17 protein-coding genes are annotated in these 21,430 nt (G+C 64.2%); 3 read left to right on the forward strand and 14 right to left on the reverse strand.

Annotated elements, in window-relative coordinates:
- Positions 1–233: 233 nt before the first annotated feature.
- From lpdA to EN824_RS32700, 4 genes are all read right to left on the reverse strand, one after another.
- Positions 234–1,631: a dihydrolipoyl dehydrogenase gene (lpdA, locus tag EN824_RS32680; protein ID WP_135933117.1), complete on the reverse strand. Its 1,398-nt coding sequence runs from the start codon at positions 1,629–1,631 to the stop codon at positions 234–236.
- Positions 1,632–1,870: 239 nt separating this feature from the next.
- Entirely contained in the window at positions 1,871–3,199 is a 1,329-nt protein-coding gene (locus EN824_RS32690; protein ID WP_135933118.1) for a dihydrolipoamide acetyltransferase family protein, read from the reverse strand.
- An 11-nt stretch (positions 3,200–3,210) separates the two neighbouring features.
- Positions 3,211–4,224 carry an alpha-ketoacid dehydrogenase subunit beta gene (locus EN824_RS32695; protein ID WP_135933119.1) on the reverse strand — a complete coding sequence of 338 codons (1,014 nt, stop codon included), beginning with the start codon at positions 4,222–4,224 and terminating at the stop codon, positions 3,211–3,213.
- A gap of 3 nt (positions 4,225–4,227) precedes the next feature.
- A complete protein-coding gene (locus EN824_RS32700) occupies positions 4,228–5,460 on the reverse strand; it encodes a thiamine pyrophosphate-dependent enzyme (RefSeq protein WP_135933120.1) in 1,233 nt (410 codons plus the stop codon).
- A 465-nt stretch (positions 5,461–5,925) separates the two neighbouring features.
- On the opposite strand from EN824_RS32700, the gene holA reads away from it, so the two are divergent.
- Positions 5,926–6,969 carry a DNA polymerase III subunit delta gene (holA, locus tag EN824_RS32705; RefSeq protein ID WP_127873598.1) on the forward strand — a complete coding sequence of 348 codons (1,044 nt, stop codon included), beginning with the start codon at positions 5,926–5,928 and terminating at the stop codon, positions 6,967–6,969.
- A gap of 35 nt (positions 6,970–7,004) precedes the next feature.
- Here the strand turns inward: holA and EN824_RS32710 are convergent, their stop codons facing one another.
- From EN824_RS32710 to mnmE, 7 genes are all read right to left on the reverse strand, one after another.
- Positions 7,005–7,793 (reverse strand): DUF2182 domain-containing protein, encoded by a 789-nt coding sequence (locus EN824_RS32710; protein ID WP_135930985.1) that lies wholly within the window; start codon positions 7,791–7,793, stop codon positions 7,005–7,007.
- 33 nt (positions 7,794–7,826) lie between these two features.
- Positions 7,827–8,453 (reverse strand): DUF1326 domain-containing protein, encoded by a 627-nt coding sequence (locus EN824_RS32715; protein WP_127873596.1) that lies wholly within the window; start codon positions 8,451–8,453, stop codon positions 7,827–7,829.
- Between the two features lie 616 nt (positions 8,454–9,069).
- A complete protein-coding gene (locus tag EN824_RS32725) occupies positions 9,070–9,954 on the reverse strand; it encodes a ParB/RepB/Spo0J family partition protein (RefSeq protein WP_135884218.1) in 885 nt (294 codons plus the stop codon).
- Between the two features lie 67 nt (positions 9,955–10,021).
- A complete protein-coding gene (locus EN824_RS32730) occupies positions 10,022–10,822 on the reverse strand; it encodes a ParA family protein (protein WP_031251964.1) in 801 nt (266 codons plus the stop codon).
- Between the two features lie 55 nt (positions 10,823–10,877).
- Positions 10,878–11,510 (reverse strand): 16S rRNA (guanine(527)-N(7))-methyltransferase RsmG, encoded by a 633-nt coding sequence (gene rsmG / locus EN824_RS32735; RefSeq protein WP_135933121.1) that lies wholly within the window; start codon positions 11,508–11,510, stop codon positions 10,878–10,880.
- Positions 11,507–13,390, reverse strand: coding sequence for a tRNA uridine-5-carboxymethylaminomethyl(34) synthesis enzyme MnmG (mnmG, locus tag EN824_RS32740; RefSeq protein WP_135933122.1), 1,884 nt, complete (start codon positions 13,388–13,390; stop codon positions 11,507–11,509). The genes rsmG and mnmG overlap by 4 nt, the downstream gene beginning before the upstream one ends.
- Positions 13,391–13,592: 202 nt before the next feature.
- The gene (gene mnmE, locus EN824_RS32745) at positions 13,593–14,921 is read right to left on the reverse strand and encodes a tRNA uridine-5-carboxymethylaminomethyl(34) synthesis GTPase MnmE (protein WP_135933123.1); all 1,329 of its coding nucleotides are present in this window, start codon (positions 14,919–14,921) and stop codon (positions 13,593–13,595) included.
- A gap of 72 nt (positions 14,922–14,993) precedes the next feature.
- Here mnmE and EN824_RS32750 point away from each other — a divergent pair, with 72 nt between their 5' ends.
- A complete protein-coding gene (locus EN824_RS32750; RefSeq protein WP_135933129.1) occupies positions 14,994–17,012 on the forward strand; it encodes a thioredoxin domain-containing protein in 2,019 nt (672 codons plus the stop codon).
- An 80-nt stretch (positions 17,013–17,092) separates the two neighbouring features.
- On the opposite strand, the gene rho is transcribed toward EN824_RS32750, so the two are convergent.
- The 3 genes from rho to hemE all read right to left on the reverse strand — a co-directional run bounded on the left by rho (position 17,093) and on the right by hemE (position 20,092).
- On the reverse strand, positions 17,093–18,358 hold the full coding sequence (rho, locus tag EN824_RS32755) for a transcription termination factor Rho (RefSeq protein WP_027145740.1): 1,266 nt from the start codon (positions 18,356–18,358) through the stop codon (positions 17,093–17,095).
- A 166-nt stretch (positions 18,359–18,524) separates the two neighbouring features.
- Entirely contained in the window at positions 18,525–19,061 is a 537-nt protein-coding gene (hemJ, locus tag EN824_RS32760; protein ID WP_127276237.1) for a protoporphyrinogen oxidase HemJ, read from the reverse strand.
- On the reverse strand, positions 19,061–20,092 hold the full coding sequence (hemE, locus tag EN824_RS32765; protein ID WP_135933124.1) for a uroporphyrinogen decarboxylase: 1,032 nt from the start codon (positions 20,090–20,092) through the stop codon (positions 19,061–19,063). The genes hemJ and hemE overlap by 1 nt, the downstream gene beginning before the upstream one ends.
- A 403-nt stretch (positions 20,093–20,495) precedes the next feature.
- On the opposite strand from hemE, the gene EN824_RS32770 reads away from it, so the two are divergent.
- Positions 20,496–21,317: a pyruvate, water dikinase regulatory protein gene (locus tag EN824_RS32770; RefSeq protein ID WP_127276242.1), complete on the forward strand. Its 822-nt coding sequence runs from the start codon at positions 20,496–20,498 to the stop codon at positions 21,315–21,317.
- Positions 21,318–21,430: the final 113 nt, after the last annotated feature.

Here is a 21,430-nt window from a genome sequence, read left to right on the forward strand (position 1 = left end):
GGGCCCCAGCTCATCCACGGTTTAAGCCACCTGAGGGGTGACGGGCTCTCGACCGCCGCCACGGATCAGGCAAGCACCTGGTCCGTGGCACCCTCAACAATGCACGATTCCAAACACACAAGGGGTGTTCCAGCGGAGTGAGGCGTTGGTGTTCCCTGGAGCACCCCTCATCCGACCTCGCTTCGCGAGGCCACCTTCTCCCACAAGGGGAGAAGGAAAGACCAACGCCGCGCTCAAATATGCAGCGCGTGCCCCAGCGCCTTGAGCGCCGCTTCCTGGAACCCCTCGCCTTGCGTCGGATGGGCATGGATCGTCCCGGCGATGTCCTCCAGCCGCGCGCCCATTTCCAACGCCAGCCCGAAAGCCGCCGCCAGTTCCGACACGCCCTGGCCGACCGCCTGGATGCCGAGCACCAGGTGATTGTCGGCGCGCGCCACGACGCGGACGAAGCCGTCCTCGCCGAGCTTGGTCATCGCGCGGCCATTGGCGGCGAAGGGGAACAGGCCGATCTTGATCTCGCCGCCGAGTGCTTTGGCCTCTTCGGGCGACAGCCCCGCCGTCACCAATTCGGGATCGGTGAAGCAGACGGCGGGGATCGAGCGCTTGTCCCAGCTGCGCTTGTGGCCGGCGACGATCTCGGCGACCATCTCGCCTTGCGCCATTGCCCGGTGCGCCAGCATCGGCTCGCCGGTGACGTCGCCGATGGCGAAGACGCCGCGCATCGAGGTGCGGCACTGGTCGTCGATCCTGATGAATTTTCCGGCCCTGTCGAGATCGATCTGCTCGAGCCCCCAGCCCTCGGTCACCGGCTTGCGGCCGACCGTCACCAGGATCTTGTCCGCGGCGACCTTGCCGCTCTTGCCGTCGGATGTCTCGATCAGCAACGCGTCGCCCTTCGTCGACAGGCCCTTGGCCTTGGCGCCTGTCATCACTTCGACGCCGAGCGCGGCGAGCCGTTTGACCACGGGCCGGGTCAGTTCCGCATCATACTGCGCCAGCACGCGCGGCAGGGCTTCGACCACGGTCACCTCGGCGCCCATCTTGGCAAAGGCCATGCCGAGCTCCAGCCCGATATAGCCGCCACCGACGACCGCGAGTTTCTTCGGCACTTCGCTCAGCGCCAGGGCTTCCGTGGAGGAAATGACAGGCCCGCCAAACGGAAGAAAAGACAGTTCGACCGGCGCCGAGCCCGTCGCGATGACGATTGTCTCGGCCCGGATCGCCTGGCTTCCCGTCTCGGTTTCGACCTCGACGGTCTTGCCGTCGCGGAAGGTCGCCCAGCCCTGCACGGTCTTCACCCCGGCCTTCTTGAGCAGGCCGGCAACGCCACTGTTGAGCCGGCTGACGATCCCGTCCTTCCAGGCGACGGTCCTGGCGAGATCGAGCACCGGTGCCGTGACCGAAATGCCGAGCGGGCTCTTGCCGCCGGCCATGTGCGCGACCTTCTCGAACTCCTCCGCCGCGTGGATCAGGGCCTTGGACGGGATGCAGCCGACATTGAGGCAGGTGCCGCCCGGCTTGCCGGCCTCGACGATCACCGTATCGACACCGAGCTGCCCGGCACGAATGGCGCAGATGTAGCCGCCGGGACCGGCGCCGATGACGAGCAGCTTGCAGGAGATTTCTTTCATGATGTGACCCTTCGATCCGAGGGAATGCTCCGTCGAGATCCTTCACGCCCCCCTCTGTCCTGCCGGACATCTCCCCCACGAGGGGGGAGATTGGCAGCTTCGTCGCTTCGCTCATTCTTGCGACGATGGAGATTGGCGAAACCCGGCGTGGCGTCCAATCTCCCCCCTTGTGGGGGAGATGCCTGGCAAGGCAGAGGGGGGCGCTGTCCCGCAGTCATCTCGGTCATTCCGCCGCCCCTCTAATCCACGAAAATCAGCGCCGGCGTTTCCAGCAGGGCCTTTATCCGCTGCACGAACACCGCCGCGTCCCAGCCGTCGATGACGCGGTGGTCGAAGCTCGACGACAGGTTCATCATCTTGCGCGGGATGAACTGCGTGCCGTCCCACACGGGCCGCACCATCATCTTGTTGACGCCGATGATCGCGACCTCCGGATGATTGATGACCGGCGTGGTCGCCACGCCGCCCATGGCGCCGAGCGAGGTGATGGTGATGGTCGACCCGGACAGCTCGTCACGGGTCGCAGTGCCCGACTTGGCCGCCTCGGCCAGCCTGGCGACCTCAGCGCCGCAATCCCAGATGTCGCGCGCCTCGGCATGCTTGACGACAGGCACCACCAGCCCCGACGGCGTCTGCGCGGCGATGCCGATATGGATGCCGCCATGCTGGTGGATGATGCCGGCCTCGTCGTCGAACAGCGAATTGAGTTGAGGCTGGTCCGCGATGGCCTTGACCATCGCCCGCATCAGGAACGGCAGCAGCGTCAGCTTGGGCCTCTCCGCGCTTCCCTTGGCCGGGCGCTTTTCCTTGTTGAGCGCGGCGCGCAATTCCTCCAACGGGGTGACGTCGATCTCCTCGACATAGGTGATGTGCGGGATGCGCGACTTGGACAGCGTCATCTTCTCGGCGATCTTTCGCCGCAGGCCGACCAGTTTGATGTCCTCGATCGCATCGTTGCGGGCGAGACCCGATGTCTTGGCCAGTTGCGGCCCGCGCGCCAGGAACGCCTCGATGTCTTCGTGGCCGATGCGGCCGGCCGGGCCGCTGCCCGCGATTTGCCTGAGATCGATGCCGGCCTCTTTCGCCCGCAAGCGGACGGCTGGTGACGCCAGCGGCTTTTCGCCTTCCGGGCGCGGCGCGCCGGCCGAGGCCCGTGCGGTGGTCTTCGCGGCAGCCTGCGGCGGTGCGGGTTTTACCGGTGCCTCGGCGGGCTTTGCCACCTTGGGCGACGGTGCGGTTTCGGGTTTCGGGCTCGGCAGCTTGGCGGGCGCTTCGGCCTCTGCGGTTGGTTCCGCTTCTTTGCCGGCGGCCTTCACATTGCCCTCGCCCGCCACCTTCAGCCGCACGATTGGCGAACCGATCGCCACCGTGTCGCCGATCTCCGCGCCCAGCCACAGGATCTCGCCATCGACGGGCGACGGGATTTCGACCGTCGCCTTGTCGGTCATGACGGCGGCAAGCACCGTGTCCTCGCGCACGATGTCGCCGATTTTCACATGCCATTCGACGAGTTCCGCCTCGGCGACGCCCTCGCCGACATCGGGCAGCTTGATGATGTGTTCGCCCATCTCAGGCCTCCCTAAGCTTCCAATGTTTCGATGAGGGCACGGCCGACGCGCGCGGGCCCCGGAAAATACTCCCACTCCTGCGCGTGCGGATAGGGCGTGTCCCAGCCGGCGACGCGGGCCACCGGCGCCTCCAGATGGTAGAAGCAGTTTTCCTGCACCAGCGCCGAGAGTTCGGCGCCGAAACCGGAGGTCAGCGTCGCCTCGTGCACGACGACGCAACGTCCGGTCTTCTTCACCGAGGCCACGATCGTGTCGAGGTCGAGCGGCAGCAGCGTCCGGAGATCGATGATCTCGGCATCGATGCCGGTTTCCGCGGCCGCCGCCTGGGCGACATAGACCATGGTGCCGTAGGCGAGCACCGTGACCGCCGTACCCGCCCTGCGGATCGCTGCCTTGCCGAGCGGCACGGTATAATGGCCGTCGGCGACCTCGCCGAGTTCGTGCTTCGACCATGGCGTCACCGGCCGGTCGTGATGGCCGTCGAACGGACCGTTGTAGAGCCGCTTCGGCTCGAGGAAGATCACCGGGTCCGGATCCTCGATCGCCGCGATCAGCAGGCCCTTGGCGTCATGCGGATTGGATGGCACCACCGTCTTCAGGCCCGACACATGGGTGAACAGCGCTTCCGGGCTCTGGCTGTGCGTCTGGCCGCCGAAGATGCCGCCGCCCGTCGGCATGCGCACCACGATCGGGCAGGTGAAGTCGCCATTGGAGCGATAACGCAGCCGCGCCGCTTCCTGCGTCAGCTGGTCGTAGGCCGGATACATGTAGTCGGCAAACTGAATTTCCACGCACGGCTTCAGGCCATAGGCGGCCATGCCGATGGCCGAGCCGACAATGCCGGATTCGTTGATCGGCGCGTCGAAGCAGCGGCTCTTGCCGTACTTGGCCTGCAGCCCGTGCGTGACGCGAAAGACGCCGCCGAAGAAGCCGACATCCTCGCCGAACACGACGACTTTGCTGTCGCGCTCCATCGACACGTCCATGGCGTCGCGAATGGCCTCGATCATGGTCCGCCTTGGCATGGCTCAGACTCCCGCCTGCTGGCGTTGGCGTCTGAGATGCGGCGGCATCTCGGCAAACACACCTTCGAACATCTCGCGCGTCGACGGCTTGCCGCCGGCATGCAGCGTGCCGTGGCTTTCCGCCTCCTTCTGCGCCGCGATGACCGTGTCGAGGATTTCGGCCTCGGCCTGCGCGTGCCGCTCGTCCGACCAGACGCCGAGCTTGATGAGATGGTTCTTCAGCCGCATGACCGGGTCGCCGAGCGGCCAGGCGTCGGACTCGGTCTTCGGCCGGTAGGCGGCGGGGTCGTCCGAACTGGAATGAGCGCCGGCGCGGTAGGTGACGTATTCGACCAGCGTCGGCCCGAGATTGCTGCGAGCCCGCTCGGCAGCCCATTTGGCCACCGCATGGACGGCGAGATAGTCGTTGCCGTCGACGCGCAGCGACGGGATGCCGAAGCCGAGGCCTCGGGCCGCGAAGGTGCCCGAGCCACCGCGCGCGATGCCCTGGAAGGTCGAGATCGCCCACTGGTTGTTGACGACGTTGAGCACCACCGGCGCCTTGTAGGTGGAGGCGAACACCAGCGCCGAATGAAAATCGGACTCCGCCGTCGAGCCGTCACCGATCCAGGCCGCGGCGATGCGCGAATCGTTGGAGATCGCCGAGGCCATCGCCCAGCCGACCGCCTGGATATACTGCGTCGCCAGATTGCCGGAGATGGAGAAGAAGCCGTGGTCCTTCGACGAATACATGATCGGCAGCTGCCGGCCCTTCAGCGGGTCGGCCTCGTTGGAATAGATCTGGTTCATCATCGTGACCATCGGATAGCCGTCGGCGATGAGCAGCCCTGCCTGGCGATAGGTCGGGAAATTCATGTCGCCGGGCGCCAGCGCCTTGCGGAAGGCGCAGCTCACCGCTTCTTCACCGAGATGCTGCATGTAGAAAGAGGTCTTGCCCTGGCGCTGCGCCATCTGCATGCGCGCGTCGAAGGTCCGCAGCGTCATCATGTTGCGCAGGCCTTCCAGCAATTCCTCGCTGGAAAGCAGCCCGGCCCACGGCCCGACCGCCTCGCCATCGCGGTTGAGCACGCGGATGATCGAGAAGGCCATGTCGCGGATGGTGCGTGGATCGACATCGATCTCGGGGCGCGGCACCGAGCCGGCCCCGGCGATGGTCACGTTGGAGAAATCAGGCTTGCCGCCCGGCCGCACTTCCGGCTCCGGAACGTGGAACCGCAACATCCCAGCATCGGCCATGACCTCAGATCCTCCAATGTTGCCTGGGTGCGGATATTTGCACATCCGTGCATCCAGGCCAGTGCGAATTCGCCTGGCAAGCCCTTCAGCTATCGGTTCCGGCCACGCCGGCCGATCCGGCCTCACGCGCTCAAGATGAAGATATGTCCGCGAAATTTCTTGTCGATGTTGAGCAGTGGCGCGCAATTTGGCGCAAGGTTGCAGGCGGGTTGCCGCAAGAGGAGGTATTTTTACAAGGCGGGGCCAGATGGCGCCTTTCCTTCTCCCCTTGTGGGAGAAGGTGGATCGGCGCGACAGCGCCGAGACGGATGAGGGATGTTCCAGCGGAGTGAGGCGTTGGCGTTCCCTGGAACACCCCTCATCCGTCGCCTTCGGCGACACCTTCTCCCACAAGGGGAGAAGGGAAAGAGCGCTCGGTGCGGATCGCCGTTCACTCCATCCCCGCATCATGCTAACCACCCCTCCATGGCACAGAAGAAAGCTTTCGAGGTCGACGGTTGGCTGGCGCGGCCTGATCCGCGCATCTCGATCGTCCTGCTTTATGGCCCCGATCGCGGCCTGGTCTCGGAGCGGGCGAAGGCCTTTGCCGGGAAGACCGGCCTGCCGCTCGACGATCCGTTCTCGGTGGTCAGGCTCGAGGGTTCGGAGGTCGACCGCGACGAGGGCCGCCTGCTCGACGAGGCCCGCACCGTACCGATGTTTTCCGACCGGCGGCTGCTCTGGGTGCGCAACGCCACCGGACAAAAGGCGCTGGCCGACGACGTCAAGGCGCTGACGGCGGAGCCGGCGAGGGACGCCATCATCCTGATCGAGGCCGGCGATTTGAAGAAAGGCGTCGGGCTGCGCGCGGTGGTCGAGGGCGCCGACAATGCCATGGCCTTGCCCTGCTACGCCGATGAGGCCCGCGACATCGACACCGTCATCGACGACGAGCTGCGCAAGGCCGGCATGTCGATGACGCTTGAGGCGAGGCAAGCGCTGCGCCGCAATCTCGGCGGCGACCGGCTGGCCTCGCGCGGCGAGATCGAAAAACTCGCCCTCTACGCCCACGGCCAGAGGGAAATCGGGCTGGAAGAGGTGCGAGCCATGTCCGGCGACGTGTCCGGCGCCTCGTTCGACGACGCCGTCGACGCGCTGCTCGAAGGCAAGGTCGGCGACTTCGACACCGCCTTCACCCGCCATTGCCAGGGTGGCGGCCCGCCTTTCCTGGTGCTGTCCTCGGCGATGCGGCAGTTACAGCAGATCCAGGTCATGCGCGGCCAGATGGAGACCGGCGGCCGCAACGCCGCTTCCGTCGTCGCCGCCGCCCGCCCGCCGGTCTTTTTCTCCAGGCGCAAGCTGGTGGAAAAGACGCTGGAGCGCTGGAACAGCGAAGCGCTCGGCCGCGCGCTGAACCGCCTGCAGTCAGCCGTGCTGCAGACGCGGCGCCGGCCGGACCTGTCGGTGGCGCTGGCTCGGCAGGCGCTGCTGGGGATCGCGGTGGAAAGCGCGCGGCTGGCGCAAAGGTAGCAGAGCGATCTCCCCTTTTCGGTGCCGAGCGCTGGTTAATTCATGCTCATGGCGCCCACCGGCTGAAAGGTTGGCAGCGCCTGTGGAAAGACCAGCACCGCCGCGCCATAAAGGAGCAGAGCGACACCCGACATCTTTGCGATCCGATCTCCTGCCGGAAGGGTCTTTTCCGCAAGGACCAGCAAGGTGACCACGGCCATTGCGGCGACGTTCATGATCCCGAGAGGAAAGAGGGCGAGAAACAAGAGCCAGCAGCAGCCCAGGCAGAAAAGTCCGTGCTCCAGGCCCATGCGAACCGCGCCCCAGTAACCGTCGCGCCATGAGGTCAGGATGAAGCCGATCGGCGTGCGGCATTTGGCCAGACACAGATCCTTCAGCGGGGAGAGTTGATAGACGCCGGCAACCATCAGCAGCGCGCCGCCGATGCGCGCGGCCGTCGCCGTGGACAATCCCACACGTCCGGCAAGCATCTCCGCACCCGCCGCGCCGGCAAAGGCGATAACGCCCATCACGCCCCAAACCAGCATGTACCCTGCCACGAACACCCAGCTCGAGACAAAGGTCTCGCCGCGGCCCCGTTTGCCGGCCTGGACCGTGTGAAAGGTCAGGATCATGGGCGCGGCCGTCGGAAACATCATGGCGATCATCATGATCATCCAGACGGCAAGGAACAGCGGCGCCCTCATGCCCATGGTGAGTGAGTACATTTCCACGCGCATGTCCGCGTCCATGCCCATCTGTTGCCAGACAAGCAGGGCCCACGCCGCCGCGGCGATGGAGATCAGCAGCGCGAGAATGATGTATCGCTGGAACGTCGGCGCCATGGACAAGTACGTTCCGTACCATGCGGCCAGCTTCTACTGCTGGCCAGACCAATTGATCGGGGCGTAATGTCCGTTTCGGCGGGAATTGTCCCAGCTCATGCCATGGTCGCTGAATGTGCTGCCTTCCGCCCCCATCGCCATGGCGAGCCAGTCGGGATTGACAGGATGGCCGGTGGCCGCCCACATCTGCCCATCCTCGCGCATTGTCGGCAGTGGCTCGACAGCCATCCGCATGATGCCCGCAATCTCCGCCGACCGCTTGTTGCCGTCTATCCGGTAGCTTATCGGCACCTTCTTGGCGCCGAGGTTGGTGCCGATCATGGGTGCCAATACCGCCATGGGGCCGCCGGCCGCGCCAGTGAAGATGGCACCTAGCGCCTCTGTTTGCCCGTCATCGGCCCGTTCGTCGATATAGGCGGCGGCCGTCCAGTCGCCGTTTGCCATCGGACCCGGCGTGTGAGCAACCATCGCGACGCTCAGCCCATCCAATCGAACGTCGCCGTAATTGCCGGTATCGATGTGAAAGACCAAACCAACGTCGCAAACGCCTCTCGTCGGCTTCGATGTCAGCTGCGCGTTGGTGGACAGCAGGCAAGGACACACGACATCGCAGCTACAATTTTCGAAGTAACTTCCGGACAATTGCCAACGGACTGCCATTTGCACCTCCCGTTTGCGTCAGGCGCGTCGGCATATCGTTTTGGCGAGGCGATGCCATTCATGGGCATGTAGGAATGGCAGACAGCCCTCGCCGCGGCTGACCGGCACGCTAGGGCAGATAATTTAAGCCATCTCTAATTGAGGTTATACCGTTGCCCGGCACTGTCAAGCCGCGAGCGCCAGGGCTGGCGAGAGGCGTTGCAGGGGATCGCCGTGGAGAGCGCGAGGCTGGGGCAGTGGCAGGCGCCCTATTCCTTCTCCCCCTGTGGGAGAAGGTGGATCGGCGCGTAGCGCCGAGACGGATGAGGGGTGTTCCAGCGGAGTGATACGTTGGCGTTCCCTGGAGCACCCTTCATCCGTCGCCTTCGGCGACACCTTCTCCCACAAGGGGAGAAGGGAGAACCGCGCGAAACATTCGCCGGCTAAATACCAAGCATCCCGGGAAAGGTTTGTCGCGGCCTCTCGCTCTAACTTCTTGTTTTTACGCGATTCCCAAGGGGAAGCGCTACGCGCTTCTCCCGGAAAAACCGCTACGCACTTTTCCTGGAATTACTCTAACTGCGTGGAAACAACAGTCAGAACGGATTGGTAGTCCAGTGAATCACCGGGGCCACCTCTAATCCTGCTTCAACCTCCGGCACAGCTCATCCAGCTGCTCCAGGCTCCGATACGCAACCCGCAGCACCCCGCCCTTGCCCTTGTGGTCGACCGTGACGATCATGCCGGTCGTGTCGGTGAGCAGTTTTTCCAACGCCAACGTGTCGGCGTCCTTTTCGGCGGCCGGCGCGGCGGGCTTGGCGCCGTTGGAAGGTGTGCCCGCCGGCATCTGCGCCAGCGCTTCGGCCTGGCGCACGGAAAGGCCTTCCTCGACGATGCGCTTGGCAAGGCCGGCGGGGTCCTCCGCCGTCACCAGCGTGCGGGCGTGGCCGGCCGACAGCGCGCCGTCGACCAGCATGTCGCGGATCACGTCGGGCAGCTTCAACAGCCGCAGCGTGTTGGCGACATGGCTGCGGCTCTTGCCGATCACCTGGCCGAGATCGGCCTGGGTATAGCCATGGTCGTCGATGAGCTGCTGGTAGCCCTGCGCCTCTTCGACCGGATTGAGGTCGGCGCGCTGGACGTTCTCGATGATCGCCAGTTCCAGCGCCGTGCGGTCGTTGACATCGCGGATGATGACCGGGATCTCGGTCAACCCGGCGCGCTGCGCCGCGCGCCAGCGACGCTCGCCGGCGATGATCTCGTAACGGCCCGCCTGGGTGGGCGATGGCCGCGCCACCACCGGCTGCACGACGCCATGCTCGCGGATCGACTGGGCGAGGTCGGTCAGTTCGGCATCGCCGAAATGCCGGCGCGGATTTTTCGGATTGGCGCTGATGAACTCGATCGGCACCTTGCCATCGGCGCTCATGCCCGGTTTTTCCGGTGCGGCCGGGCGGTCGATCTCACCGATCAAAGCTGCCAGCCCGCGACCCAGTCTTTTCCTCGAGAGATCTTCGTTCATCTTTATTCCACGTCTATTTCGAATCGTTTCGGTATCGAATCGGCTGTTGATTATGCATCTGGCCTAATCAAGCGGCGCGCAATTTACGCTCGCGGCGGATCACTTCGGAGGCCAGCTGCAGATAGGCCTGGCTGCCAGAGCATTTCAGGTCGTAGAGGATCGCCGGCTTGCCATAGGACGGCGCTTCGGACACGCGCACATTGCGCGGTATAATGGTCTCATAGACCTTATCGCCCATATGCTCGCGCACGTCCTGCACCACCTGGTTGGCGAGGTTGTTGCGGCCGTCATACATGGTCAGCACGATGCCCTGGATGGTGAGATCCGGATTGATCGAGCGGCGCACTTGCTCGACGGTTTCGAGCAACTGGCTGAGGCCTTCCAGCGCGAAGAACTCGCATTGCAGCGGCACGAGAACGGAGTCGGCCGCCGCCATGGAATTCAAGGTCAAAAGATTGAGCGAGGGCGGGCAGTCGATCAGCACATAGCCGAAGGGCGCCCCGCGCTCGGTCGCGGCACGCAGCGCATTGCGCAGCTTGAGGACCCGGTCGGGCGCCGATGCGATCTCCATCTCGATGCCGAGCAGGTCGAGCGTCGAGGGCACGATCGACAGGCCGGGCACCGCGGTCGGAATGGCCGCCGCCTCCAGGTCCAGCTCGCCCGTCAGCACATCATAGGACGAGACGGTCCGGTCCTTGCGGTCGATGCCGAGGCCAGTGCTTGCGTTGCCTTGCGGGTCGAGGTCGACGATCAGCACTTTTTCGCCGATTGCCGCGAGCGCGGTGGCCAGGTTGATGGCAGTGGTCGTCTTGCCGACACCGCCCTTCTGGTTGGCTACGGTGATGATTCGAGGGCCGTTCTTCATCATGGGCTTATGCCAGAAATTCATCTTTGGGTCGCCGAATAATCAGGCCGGTCTCGGTTCAGACAGGCCGCACATTGGACAATTCGAGGATGACGCCGCTGGCGTCGGTCACGCTCGGATGTTCTACCAGATCGAAGGTCCACCGGTTAACGCTTTCTTGCACTTCGGCGCGGTAATCCCGGCCTTTGTGGAACAATCCGCGCGCGCCCGAGGTCAGCCATGGCGCGGACAGGTCGAGCAGGACCGAAAGCGAAGCCAGCGCCCGCGCCGTGACGATTTGCGGCTTCGAAACAAGCACATGGCTGTCCTCGATACGGCGCGCCACGACCCGCGCCGGCAGGCCGAACTGGCCGATGACGGTCTGCAGGAAAGAGGCCTTCTTGCGGTTGCTTTCGACCAGATCGATGCTGGCCCCCGGGCGCTCGGCGAGCAGAAAGGCCATGATAAGCCCAGGAAAGCCGCCGCCGGAACCGATGTCGACCCAATGCCTGGCTTCAGGCTCTATCCGTGCGAGCTGGGCGCTGTCCAGTATGTGGCGCTGCCAGACATCGGCCGCGGTCGACTGTGCCACGAGATTGATGCTGCGATTCCATTTCTGGAACATGTCTTCGAACGCCACCAGGCGCTCGAATGTTTCACGTGAAACCGGACCGGCGGCGTCCTGCAGGCTCTTCAGGGAAAACGAGCTCACGCAACGTCCCTCTGCTCGGCCTTTTGTGCGGATTCCCAATGGCGGACATGCGCGACGATGATCGCCAGCGCCGCCGGCGTCATGCCTTCCATGCGCTGTGCATCCGCGATGGAGCGCGGCCGCCGCGCCTGCATCTTCTGCTTCAGCTCATTGGACAGTCCGGGCACGCCGGCGAAATCGACCGTCTCCGGGATCAGCCGGCTCTCTTCATGCCGGATCTGCGCGACATCCGTGCTCTGGCGATCGAGATAGACCGAATATTTCGCTTCCGTTTCGAGACGCTCGGCGGTCTTGGCGTCGATGTCGTGAAACTTCGGCTCGACCCTGGCCAGCCAGGCCACATCGACACCGGGATAGGCCAGGAGTTCAAAGCCGGACCGACGCACGCCGTCGCGGTTGATCTCCAGACCGTGCCGTGCCGCCTCGTTCGGCGTCATGGTCAGCGAAAGCGCCAGCTGGCGCGCTTCGTCGAGCCGCCGCATGACATCGGCATAACGCTGCATCCGTCGCGCCGAGGCGATCCCAAGCTTGTCGGCCAGCGGGGTCAGCCGCTCATCGGCGTTATCGGCGCGCAGCGACAGCCGGAACTCGGCCCGCGAGGTGAACATCCGATAGGGTTCGCTGATGCCGCGGCTGGTCAAATCGTCGACCATCACGCCGATATAGGCCTGGGTGCGGCTGAGCACGACCTGCTCGCCGCCTCCGGCGCGCCGCGCAGCATTGAGGCCGGCGAGCAGGCCCTGTCCAGCCGCCTCTTCATAGCCGGTCGTGCCGTTGATCTGCCCGGCGAGAAAGAGCCCGGCGACGCGCTTGGTCTCCAGTGTCTGATGCAGTTCGCGCGGATCGACGTGGTCATATTCTATGGCATAGCCGGGCTGCAGCATGACCGCACGCTCCAGCCCCGGAATGGTCTTGAGGATATCGAGCTGAACGTCTTCCGGTAGCGAGGTCGAAATCCCGTTGGGATAGACAGTGTGGTCGTCGAGCCCTTCCGGCTCGAGAAAGATCTGGTGCCCATCCCGATCGCCGAACTTGACGATCTTGTCCTCGATCGACGGGCAATAGCGCGGCCCGACGCCTTCGATCGAGCCGGAATACATCGCCGAACGGCCAAGATTGGCGCGGATCAGCTCATGCGTCGCCGTCGTCGTGCGGGTAATGCCGCAATCGATCTGCGGTGTGACGATGCGGTCGGTCATCAGGGAGAACGGCACGGGCTGCTCGTCCGCCGCCTGGCTGTCGAGCGATGCCCAGTCGATGGTCCGCCCATCGAGCCGCGGTGGCGTGCCGGTCTTGAGCCGCCCGAGCTTGAACCCGGCGCGGTCCATCGTCGCCGACAATCCCATGCTGGCCTTCTCGTTCATGCGGCCGGCGACGATCTTCTTCTCGCCGATGTGGATGAGACCGCGCAGGAAGGTCCCCGTCGTCAGCACCACGGCGCCGCAGGCAAGCCGGCGGCCGTCCGCTAGCAGAACCGCGGCGATCTTTCCATCTGGCATTTCGAAATCGAGAACTTCGCCCTCGACGACGTCGAGATCATTCTGCTGCCGAATCGCTTCCTGCATGGCAAGGCGATAGAGCTTCCTGTCGGCCTGCGTGCGCGGACCCCGCACCGCTGGCCCCTTGCGGCGGTTGAGCAGACGAAACTGGATCCCGGCGGCGTCCGCCACGCGGCCCATCAGCCCGTCCATGGCGTCGATCTCGCGCACCAGATGCCCCTTGCCGAGACCGCCGATCGCCGGGTTGCACGACATCACGCCGATCGTATCGAAACGCAGCGATACCAGAGCGGTGCTGGCGCCGGCGCGCGCGGCCGCGCTGGCAGCCTCGCAACCGGCATGGCCGCCGCCCACCACAACCACATCATAGTGATCGGTCATTTTACATAGGTCCCGGACTCAATGAGATGAGCGACACATGTCCCTGCGAGGCCATGCTGTCAAGAAAACTTCCGCGCGACGTTTCACGTGAAACAGGGAAAGGCTGCTTCTGTCCGCGTTTCACGTGAATCACGGCCCCAAGACTGTTTCACGTGAGTCAGTCGGAGGAGGCCCTGCCAGCGACCGCAGTGTTTCACGTGAGTCACTTTCCGATGCAGAACTGGGAAAAGATCACGTCCAGCAAGTCCTCGACGTCTACGGCGCCCACGATTCGCCCCAGCCGGTCGGCTGCCAGGCGCAGTTCTTCGGCGCGCAGTTCCTGCGCGGTCCGTTCATCGGCGGCGCGGTGCAGATGCCGGTTCGCGGCATTGAGCAACTCGACATGGCGTAGCCGCGACGGCAGCACGTCGCCGGCGCCGCCCGCTGCCTGACTGGCGCGGCGCCCGATCTCCGCAAGCAATCCGTCCACGCCCGTCCCGTCGACCACCGATATGCCAAACTCATAGCGCCGAGCCCCATTGTGAGCCGCTTCGCTGCCAAGCAGATCAAGCTTGGTGCCAACGCGCAATGCCGGCACCGTCACTGTCAGCGGACCCGCATCCCTTGGGTTGGCGGCGTCCTCGAGCAACAGCACGAGATCGGCGCGATCCGCCTTGGCTTTCGCCTTCTCTATGCCAATCGCCTCGACCTTCCCCGGCGCATCCCGCAACCCGGCCGTATCGGTCAGCCTGACACGCAGGCCTTCGAGGTCCAGCACCACCTCCAGCAGGTCGCGGGTGGTGCCGGGTTCATCCGTTACAATAGCCGCATCGCGCCGCGCCAAGGCATTGAACAGGCTGGACTTGCCGGCATTGGGCGCGCCGAGGATGACGACTTCGAAGCCGTCGCGGATGATTTCGGCGGCGTGGAATCCCGCTATATGGCGGTCAATTTCCGACATCATCGACCGCACGTCTGACCAAACCGTATCCGAAACGGAACCCGGCACGTCATCCTCATCGGCGAAGTCGATCTCCGCCTCGATCATCGCCCGCGCATGGATCAGGCGCCGACGCCAGTTGAGGTAGAGCTCGCTCTGCGCGCCTTCGGCATTTTGGATAGCAAAACGCCGCTGCGCTTCCGTCTCGGCGTTGACGAGGTCGGCCAGCGCCTCGGTCTCGACCAGGTCGACCTTGCCATTGAGGAACGCGCGGCGCGTGAATTCTCCAGGTTCGGCATGCCTGACGCCGTCAAAGCCAGCGATCGTCTCCAGCATCCTGGCCACCACGGCGCGGCCGCCATGAACATGAAACTCGGCGACATCCTCACCCGTGAAACTGGCCGGACCGGGGAAGAAGACGACCAGCCCAGTGTCGAGCACCGTCTCATCCGCCGCCTTGAACCTGCGCAGAACCGCGCTCCGCTCCTTAACCATGCCGCCGGCGATCGTTTCGACAACGAATCGAGTCCGTGGGCCGGATATGCGCAGCACCGCGACCCCGGCGGGGAGCCGGCCGCTCGACAGCGCCACGATCGATTCGCCTGAAATCATTTGCCCGCTCTACCGAACCGCCCTAGCTTCCGCCTCATCACCGCCCCGGATTGCCCCGAAAGTTTGGCCCTTGTGACTTTGCCCGCGCGAAACCTGCTTGCCGACGAGGCCAGCCCCTATCTGCAGCAGCACAGCGGCAATCCCGTGCACTGGCGGGGATGGTCGCCGGCATCGCTGGAAGAAGCAAAGGCGCTGGACAGGCCTATCCTGCTCTCCATCGGCTATGCCGCCTGCCACTGGTGCCATGTCATGGCCCATGAAAGCTTCGAGAATGACGACGTCGCCGCCGTCATGAACCGTCTGTTCGTCAATATCAAGGTCGACCGCGAGGAGCGCCCCGACATCGACCAGATCTACATGGCGGCCCTGTCGTCAATGGGCGAGCAGGGCGGCTGGCCGCTGACCATGTTCCTTACGCCGGACGGCAAGCCGTTCTGGGGCGGCACCTATTTTCCGCGCGAGCCGCGTTATGGCCGTCCGGGATTCATCCAGGTGATGGAAGCGGTCGACAAGGCCTGGCGCGACAAGCGGGCGAGCCTGCACCAGAGCGCCGATGGCCTGACCTCCCATGTCGAGGCGCGGCTCTCAGCCACGCATGCCAAGGCACTTCTCGATCGCGATACGCTGTCCGACCTTGCCGGCCGCATCGGCGGCATGGTCGACCGCGACCACGGCGGCCTCGCCGGCGCGCCGAAATTCCCGAACGCGCCGTTCATGCAAACGTTGTGGCTGTCCTGGCTGCGCGACGGCAATGCCGCGCATCGTGACGACGTTCTCACCAGCCTCGAACATATGCTGAGCGGCGGCATCTACGATCACATCGGCGGCGGGCTCAGCCGCTATTCGACGGACGCCGAATGGCTGGTGCCGCATTTCGAGAAGATGCTCTACGACAACGCCCAACTCATCCGTCTCTGCAACTGGGCTCACGCGGCAACCGGCAACAATCTGTTCCGGATACGAATCGAAGACACGGTCGATTGGCTGCTGCGCGAAATGCGGGTCGACGGCGGCGCCTTTGCCGCCAGTCTCGACGCCGACAGCGATGGCGAGGAAGGGCTGTTCTACACCTGGAGCAGGGAAGAGATCGAATCCGTCCTTGGCGGCGAGTCAGCTTTGTTTTTCAAATACTTCACGCTTTCCAGCCCGCCCGGTTGGGAAGGCAAGCCAGTGGTCCACCAGACCCTCTCCCAGCAAGCGCTTGGTGTGGGGGACCGGGACCAGTTGGTGCCGCTCAAGGCAAGGCTTCTCGCTGTGCGGGAAGAACGCGTCAGGCCGGGCCTGGATGCAAAGACCCTTACCGACTGGAACGGCCTGATGATCGCCGCCCTCGCCGAAGCTGGCCGCTCGCTGGCCCGCCCGGATTGGGTCGAGGCGGCGGCAAAGGCCTTTGCCCATGTCAGCGCCGCCAGCCGCGACAATCGCTTGCCGCATTCCATGCTCGGCGCCCGGAAATTGTTTCCCGCTCTGTCGAGCGACTATGCCGCTATGACCAACGCCGCGATCTCGCTGTTCGAAGCCACGGGCGATTGGAATTATGTCGACCAGGCCGGCCAGTTCCTCGAACAACTGGACCGTTGGCACGCCGACGCGGAGGGCACGGGCTACTATCTGACTGCCTCGGACAGCACCGACGTGCCGATCCGCATCAGGGGGGATGTCGACGAGGCCATTCCGTCGGCCACCAGCCAGATCATCGAGGCGCAGCTCCGGCTCGCCTCCGTCACCGGCAATCTCGACTTGCAGGAGAAGGCGTGGAAAACCGCCGAACACGCCGCCGGCCGCGCCGCGCATCAGGCCTATGGCCAGACGGGCATCGTCAATGCCTGCGCGCTCGTCATCGAGCCGCTGAAACTGGTCATCGTCGATGGGCCGGAGGATCCGAAGCTCATTCCGGTCGCGAATCGAAATCCCGATCCGCGTCGCGTCGATATCGTCGTGCCGATCGGTACGGCGGCGAATCGACCCCTGCTGCCCGGCGGAATCCTGCCGCCGACCAACCGGCGCGGCGCCTGGTTCTGCACCGGCCAGGTCTGCCTGCCGGTGGCTACGGATCCGGATGAGCTGGAAGGATTGGTGCGGCGACCCTAACTTGCCGCGAGATGATAGGGCAGGAAGCGGACACGGCGCAGATCCGAGAACGAAGAGGAGGGGGCGAACCCCCTCCGAACTCAAGTGTTCATCGAATCGAAGAAATCGCCATTGGTCTTGGTCTGCTTCAGCTTGTCGATCAGGAATTCGATCGCGTCGGTGGTTCCCATCGGCGCCAGGATACGGCGCAGCACGAAGATCTTCTGCAGGTCCTGGCGCGACACCAGCAGGTCTTCCTTGCGGGTACCGGACTTGAGGATGTCGATTGCCGGATAGATGCGCTTGTCGGCCACCTTGCGGTCGAGCTGGATTTCGCAGTTGCCGGTGCCCTTGAACTCTTCGAAGATGACTTCGTCCATGCGGCTGCCGGTGTCGATCAGCGCCGTGGCGATGATGGTCAGCGAGCCGCCTTCCTCGATGTTGCGGGCGGCACCGAAGAAGCGCTTCGGCCGCTGCAGCGCGTTGGCGTCGACACCACCGGTCAGCACCTTGCCGGATGACGGCACGACGGTGTTGTAGGCGCGGCCGAGGCGAGTGATCGAATCCAGCAGGATCACCACATCACGGCCGTGCTCGACCAGGCGCTTGGCCTTCTCGATGACCATTTCGGCGACCTGGACGTGGCGCACGGCCGGCTCGTCGAAGGTCGAGGAGATCACCTCGCCTTTGACCGAACGCTGCATGTCGGTCACTTCCTCCGGTCGCTCGTCGATCAGAAGCACGATCAGATAGCATTCCGGATGATTGGCGGTGATCGAGTGCGCGATGTTCTGCAACAGCACCGTCTTGCCGGTGCGCGGCTGTGCGTTGATCAAAGCGCGCTGGCCCTTGCCGATCGGCGCCACCAGGTCGATCACGCGAGGCGATATGTCCTTGCTGGGCGGATTGTCGACCTCCATCTTCAGCCGCGAGGTCGGATAGAGCGGCGTCAGATTGTCGAAGTGGATCTTGTGGCGGATCTTCTCGGGATCGTCAAAATTGATCGTGTTGACCTTGAGCAGCGCGAAATAGCGCTCGCCCTCCTTCGGGCTGCGGATCGGTCCTTCGACCGTATCGCCGGTCTTCAGCGAAAAGCGCCGGATCTGCGACGGCGAGATATAGATGTCGTCGGGACCTGGCAAATAGTTGGCATTGGCGGAGCGCAGGAAGCCGAAACCGTCCTGCAGCACCTCGACCACACCGTCGCCGATGATTTCGATGTCCTGGGCGGCGAGCTTCTTGAGGATCGCGAACATCAGTTCCTGCTTGCGCATGACACTGGCGTTCTCGACCTCGAGCGATTCGGCATAAGCGATCAGCTCTGGCGGCTTCTTGTTCTTGAACTCGGTGAGTTTCATTTCTTGCATTAGACGGACTCTGGGTAGGCTTTGGGGAAAAAAATCGGCGGGATGCGACAAATGCCGGGCGCGGCCGAAAGCAATGAGGGGCGGCGCATGACGGGAAGGAAGACCCGTCTTGTATCGTCGGTCGGCTGAAAGAGCAAGCCGCCTTTTGACGGGGCCGGATGAAGCCTCAGAAGGGCTTCACGACGACCAGGATCACGATTGCGATCATCAGCAATGTGGGGATCTCATTGACGATCCGCCAGTGCCTTGCCGTTTTTTCGTTGCGGTCCTCGGCGAATTTGCGCACCGCGGCGGCCAGATAGCCGTGAATGCCCGACATAAGCAGCACCAGGCCGATCTTGGCATGCAGCCAGCCGCCCTGGAACGCGAAGATCTTCCAGGCCAGCCACAGCCCGAACAGCCAGGTGAGGATCATCGCCGGATTGATGATGCCGCGCAGCAGACGCCGCTCCATCACCTTGAAGGTTTCGGATTGGACGGAGCCCTTCTCCGCGTCGACGTGATAGACAAACAGCCGCGGCAGATAGAGCATGCCGGCCATCCAGGAAATGACGGCGAGGATATGGATCGCCTTTGCCCAGGGATAGAAGCTTTCCGGTGCGAAGAAAAACAAAAGCGCGGTGAGAACAATCAGGACTGCGATGCCGACGGCCATGCGCTTCATCGCCTGGCCGGTGCTGTTGGTGTCATCTCTGTCAGCCATCAGCGTGCCGCGCTCCGGACCTGTTTCACCATCGCCTCGACATGCGCCACCGGCGTGTCGGGGGTGATGCCGTGGCCGAGATTGAAGATCAGCGGCCCGTCCCCCAACGCCTTGAGGATCGCCTCGACGCCATCGGCCAGCGCCTGCCCGCCGGCCACAAGCCGCAAGGGATCGAGGTTGCCCTGGACCGCTCCTTGCCGCTGCAACGCCTTCGCTGCCTCGAGCGGCACCGTCCAGTCGATGCCGAGCCCGGTCACGCCGGTCTTGGCGCGATAGCTCTGGTAGCGCGCTCCTGCCCCCTTGGGAAAACCGATGATGGGCACGTCGGGATGGACGGCCCGAACCTGCCTGACGATTTCGGCCACCGGTTCGACGCAGCACTGTTCGAACGATACATCGTCGAGCACCCCCGACCAGGAATCGAAGATCTGCACGACATCCGCGCCGGCCTCGATCTGGCGGATCAGGTAGGAAGCCGAATGATCGGCGAGCACTTTCAGCAGCTGCCGAAACGCGGCCGGCTCGCGGTAAGCGAACAGCCGCGCCGGCGCCTGGTCCGGCGTACCGTGACCGGCGATCATGTAGGTCGCCACCGTCCATGGCGCGCCGCAGAAGCCGATCAGCGTCGTCTCGTCGGGCAATTTCGCCCGCAGCCTCCGAACCGTCTCGTAGACCGGCTCGAGATTCACGTGAAACATCTCGCTTCCCAGCGCCGCGATCTCGGCCGCGGAAATCGGCGTCAGCAGCGGCCCGCGCCCTTCCTCGAAGCGCACGTCGCGGCCAAGCGCATGGGGAACGACAAGGATGTCCGAGAACATGATCGAAGCGTCGAAGCCGAAGCGCTCGATCGGCTGCAGCGTCACTTCCACGGCAAGGTCGGGGTCGTAGCACAGATCCAGGAAGGAACCGGCACGCTTTCGCGTTTCCCTATATTCCGGCAGATAGCGCCCGGCCTGGCGCATCATCCAGAGCGGAGGAGGAAACACCGCCTTGCCCTTCAGGACATCCAGCATGATCCGTCTTACAGGCATCGAGCGCTCGCTCTCCCGGCTTCCTCTTAATCAAATATCTTATTTTAAAAGAGTCTTCTGATTCTAAGAGTCTGTTGGTTGTGATGGTTGTCACCTGTCCCGCTTTGGCCGCCAAAACGCCAGCAAGCATATTGTCGCGCACTCCCGATCGCGGTTTGCAGGGTTCTGGGGACAATCAGGAATCTCGCAGGCGAGTCAATGCGCTAGATCAACCACCCTCGAAGCCTCCCCTGTGGACAGGCGAAAGGCAAAACGTCTCGTCCACGAACTTGTCCCCAGCCGTCCGGCGAAGCTGACAGCGCATCGAATTGTGGACAAACCGGCATCTGATACAGTCGCCTCTGGCCAGTACGCCCGCCTGTCCAACCTTATCCACATCCGCCCACAGCCTCAGGTGACCCCTGTGAACAAACCCCAGAGCTTCTTCCACCTGCATTTGATTTCCGACGCCACGGGGGAAACGCTGCTCGCCGCCGGCCGCGCCGCTTCGGCGCAGTACAAGGATGCGCGCGCCATCGAGCACATCTACCCGCTCATCCGCACCGAAAAGCAGATAGCCAAGGTGTTCGAGGACATAGAGGAGGAGCCGGGCATCATCCTCTACACGGTCGTCGACCAGAAGCTGGCGCGCGGCATCGACGAACGCTGCGCGGCCATGGGCCTGCCTTGCGTGTCCGTGCTGGAACCCGTGCTCACCGTGTTCCAGTCCTATCTCGGCACCCCGGCCGGCCGCCGCGTCGGCGCCCAGCATGTTCTCGACGCCGAATATTTCCGCCGCATCGATGCGCTCAATTTCACCATGGACCATGATGACGGCCAGCTGCCGGCAAACATGGATGACGCCGATGTCGTGCTGATCGGCATATCCCGCACCTCGAAGACGCCGACCAGCATCTATCTCGCCAACCGCGGCATCAAGACCGCCAACATCCCGATCGTGCTCGGCGTGCCGGTGCCCGAAAGCCTGGTCACCGCCAGGACACCGCTGATCGTCGGATTGATCGCCACCGCCGAGCGCATCTCGCATGTGCGCCAGAACCGCATCCTCGGCAATTCGAGCACCTACGTGTCGACCGACTATGTCGACCGCGCCGCCATCAACGAGGAGCTCGCCTACGCCCGCCAGATCTGCACCCGCCACGGCTGGCCGATGATCGACGTCAGCCGCCGCTCGATCGAGGAGACGGCTGCGGCCATCGTTGCCCTGCGGGGGAAGACGAGATAGGGCAGACGAGAAATGTGAGCATTCCGTGGCGCACCCCTCATCCGACCTCGCTTCGCGAGGCCACCTTCTCCCACAAGGGGAGAAGGAAGAACGAGGCGCCATCGCTGCTGCAA

The organism is Mesorhizobium sp. M8A.F.Ca.ET.181.01.1.1 (genome assembly GCF_004792025.1).
Classification (GTDB): Bacteria; Pseudomonadota; Alphaproteobacteria; order Rhizobiales; family Rhizobiaceae; genus Mesorhizobium.

What these genes read in the sequence shown, in the direction of transcription:
- EN824_RS32715 (WP_127873596.1), bottom strand. Translation starts at nt 8,453, where the DNA reads ATGGCAGTCCGTTGGCAATTGTCCGGAAGTTACTTCGAAAATTGTAGC.
- lpdA (WP_135933117.1), bottom strand. Translation starts at nt 1,631, where the DNA reads ATGAAAGAAATCTCCTGCAAGCTGCTCGTCATCGGCGCCGGTCCCGGC.
- EN824_RS32710 (WP_135930985.1), bottom strand. Translation starts at nt 7,793, where the DNA reads ATGGCGCCGACGTTCCAGCGATACATCATTCTCGCGCTGCTGATCTCC.
- EN824_RS32690 (WP_135933118.1), bottom strand. Translation starts at nt 3,199, where the DNA reads ATGGGCGAACACATCATCAAGCTGCCCGATGTCGGCGAGGGCGTCGCC.
- rho (WP_027145740.1), bottom strand. Translation starts at nt 18,358, where the DNA reads ATGCAAGAAATGAAACTCACCGAGTTCAAGAACAAGAAGCCGCCAGAG.
- EN824_RS32700 (WP_135933120.1), bottom strand. Translation starts at nt 5,460, where the DNA reads ATGGCCGATGCTGGGATGTTGCGGTTCCACGTTCCGGAGCCGGAAGTG.
- EN824_RS32730 (WP_031251964.1), bottom strand. Translation starts at nt 10,822, where the DNA reads ATGATGAAGAACGGCCCTCGAATCATCACCGTAGCCAACCAGAAGGGC.
- mnmE (WP_135933123.1), bottom strand. Translation starts at nt 14,921, where the DNA reads ATGATTTCAGGCGAATCGATCGTGGCGCTGTCGAGCGGCCGGCTCCCC.
- EN824_RS32725 (WP_135884218.1), bottom strand. Translation starts at nt 9,954, where the DNA reads ATGAACGAAGATCTCTCGAGGAAAAGACTGGGTCGCGGGCTGGCAGCT.
- holA (WP_127873598.1), top strand. Translation starts at nt 5,926, where the DNA reads ATGGCACAGAAGAAAGCTTTCGAGGTCGACGGTTGGCTGGCGCGGCCT.
- EN824_RS32695 (WP_135933119.1), bottom strand. Translation starts at nt 4,224, where the DNA reads ATGCCAAGGCGGACCATGATCGAGGCCATTCGCGACGCCATGGACGTG.
- mnmG (WP_135933122.1), bottom strand. Translation starts at nt 13,390, where the DNA reads ATGACCGATCACTATGATGTGGTTGTGGTGGGCGGCGGCCATGCCGGT.
- hemE (WP_135933124.1), bottom strand. Translation starts at nt 20,092, where the DNA reads ATGCCTGTAAGACGGATCATGCTGGATGTCCTGAAGGGCAAGGCGGTG.
- hemJ (WP_127276237.1), bottom strand. Translation starts at nt 19,061, where the DNA reads ATGGCTGACAGAGATGACACCAACAGCACCGGCCAGGCGATGAAGCGC.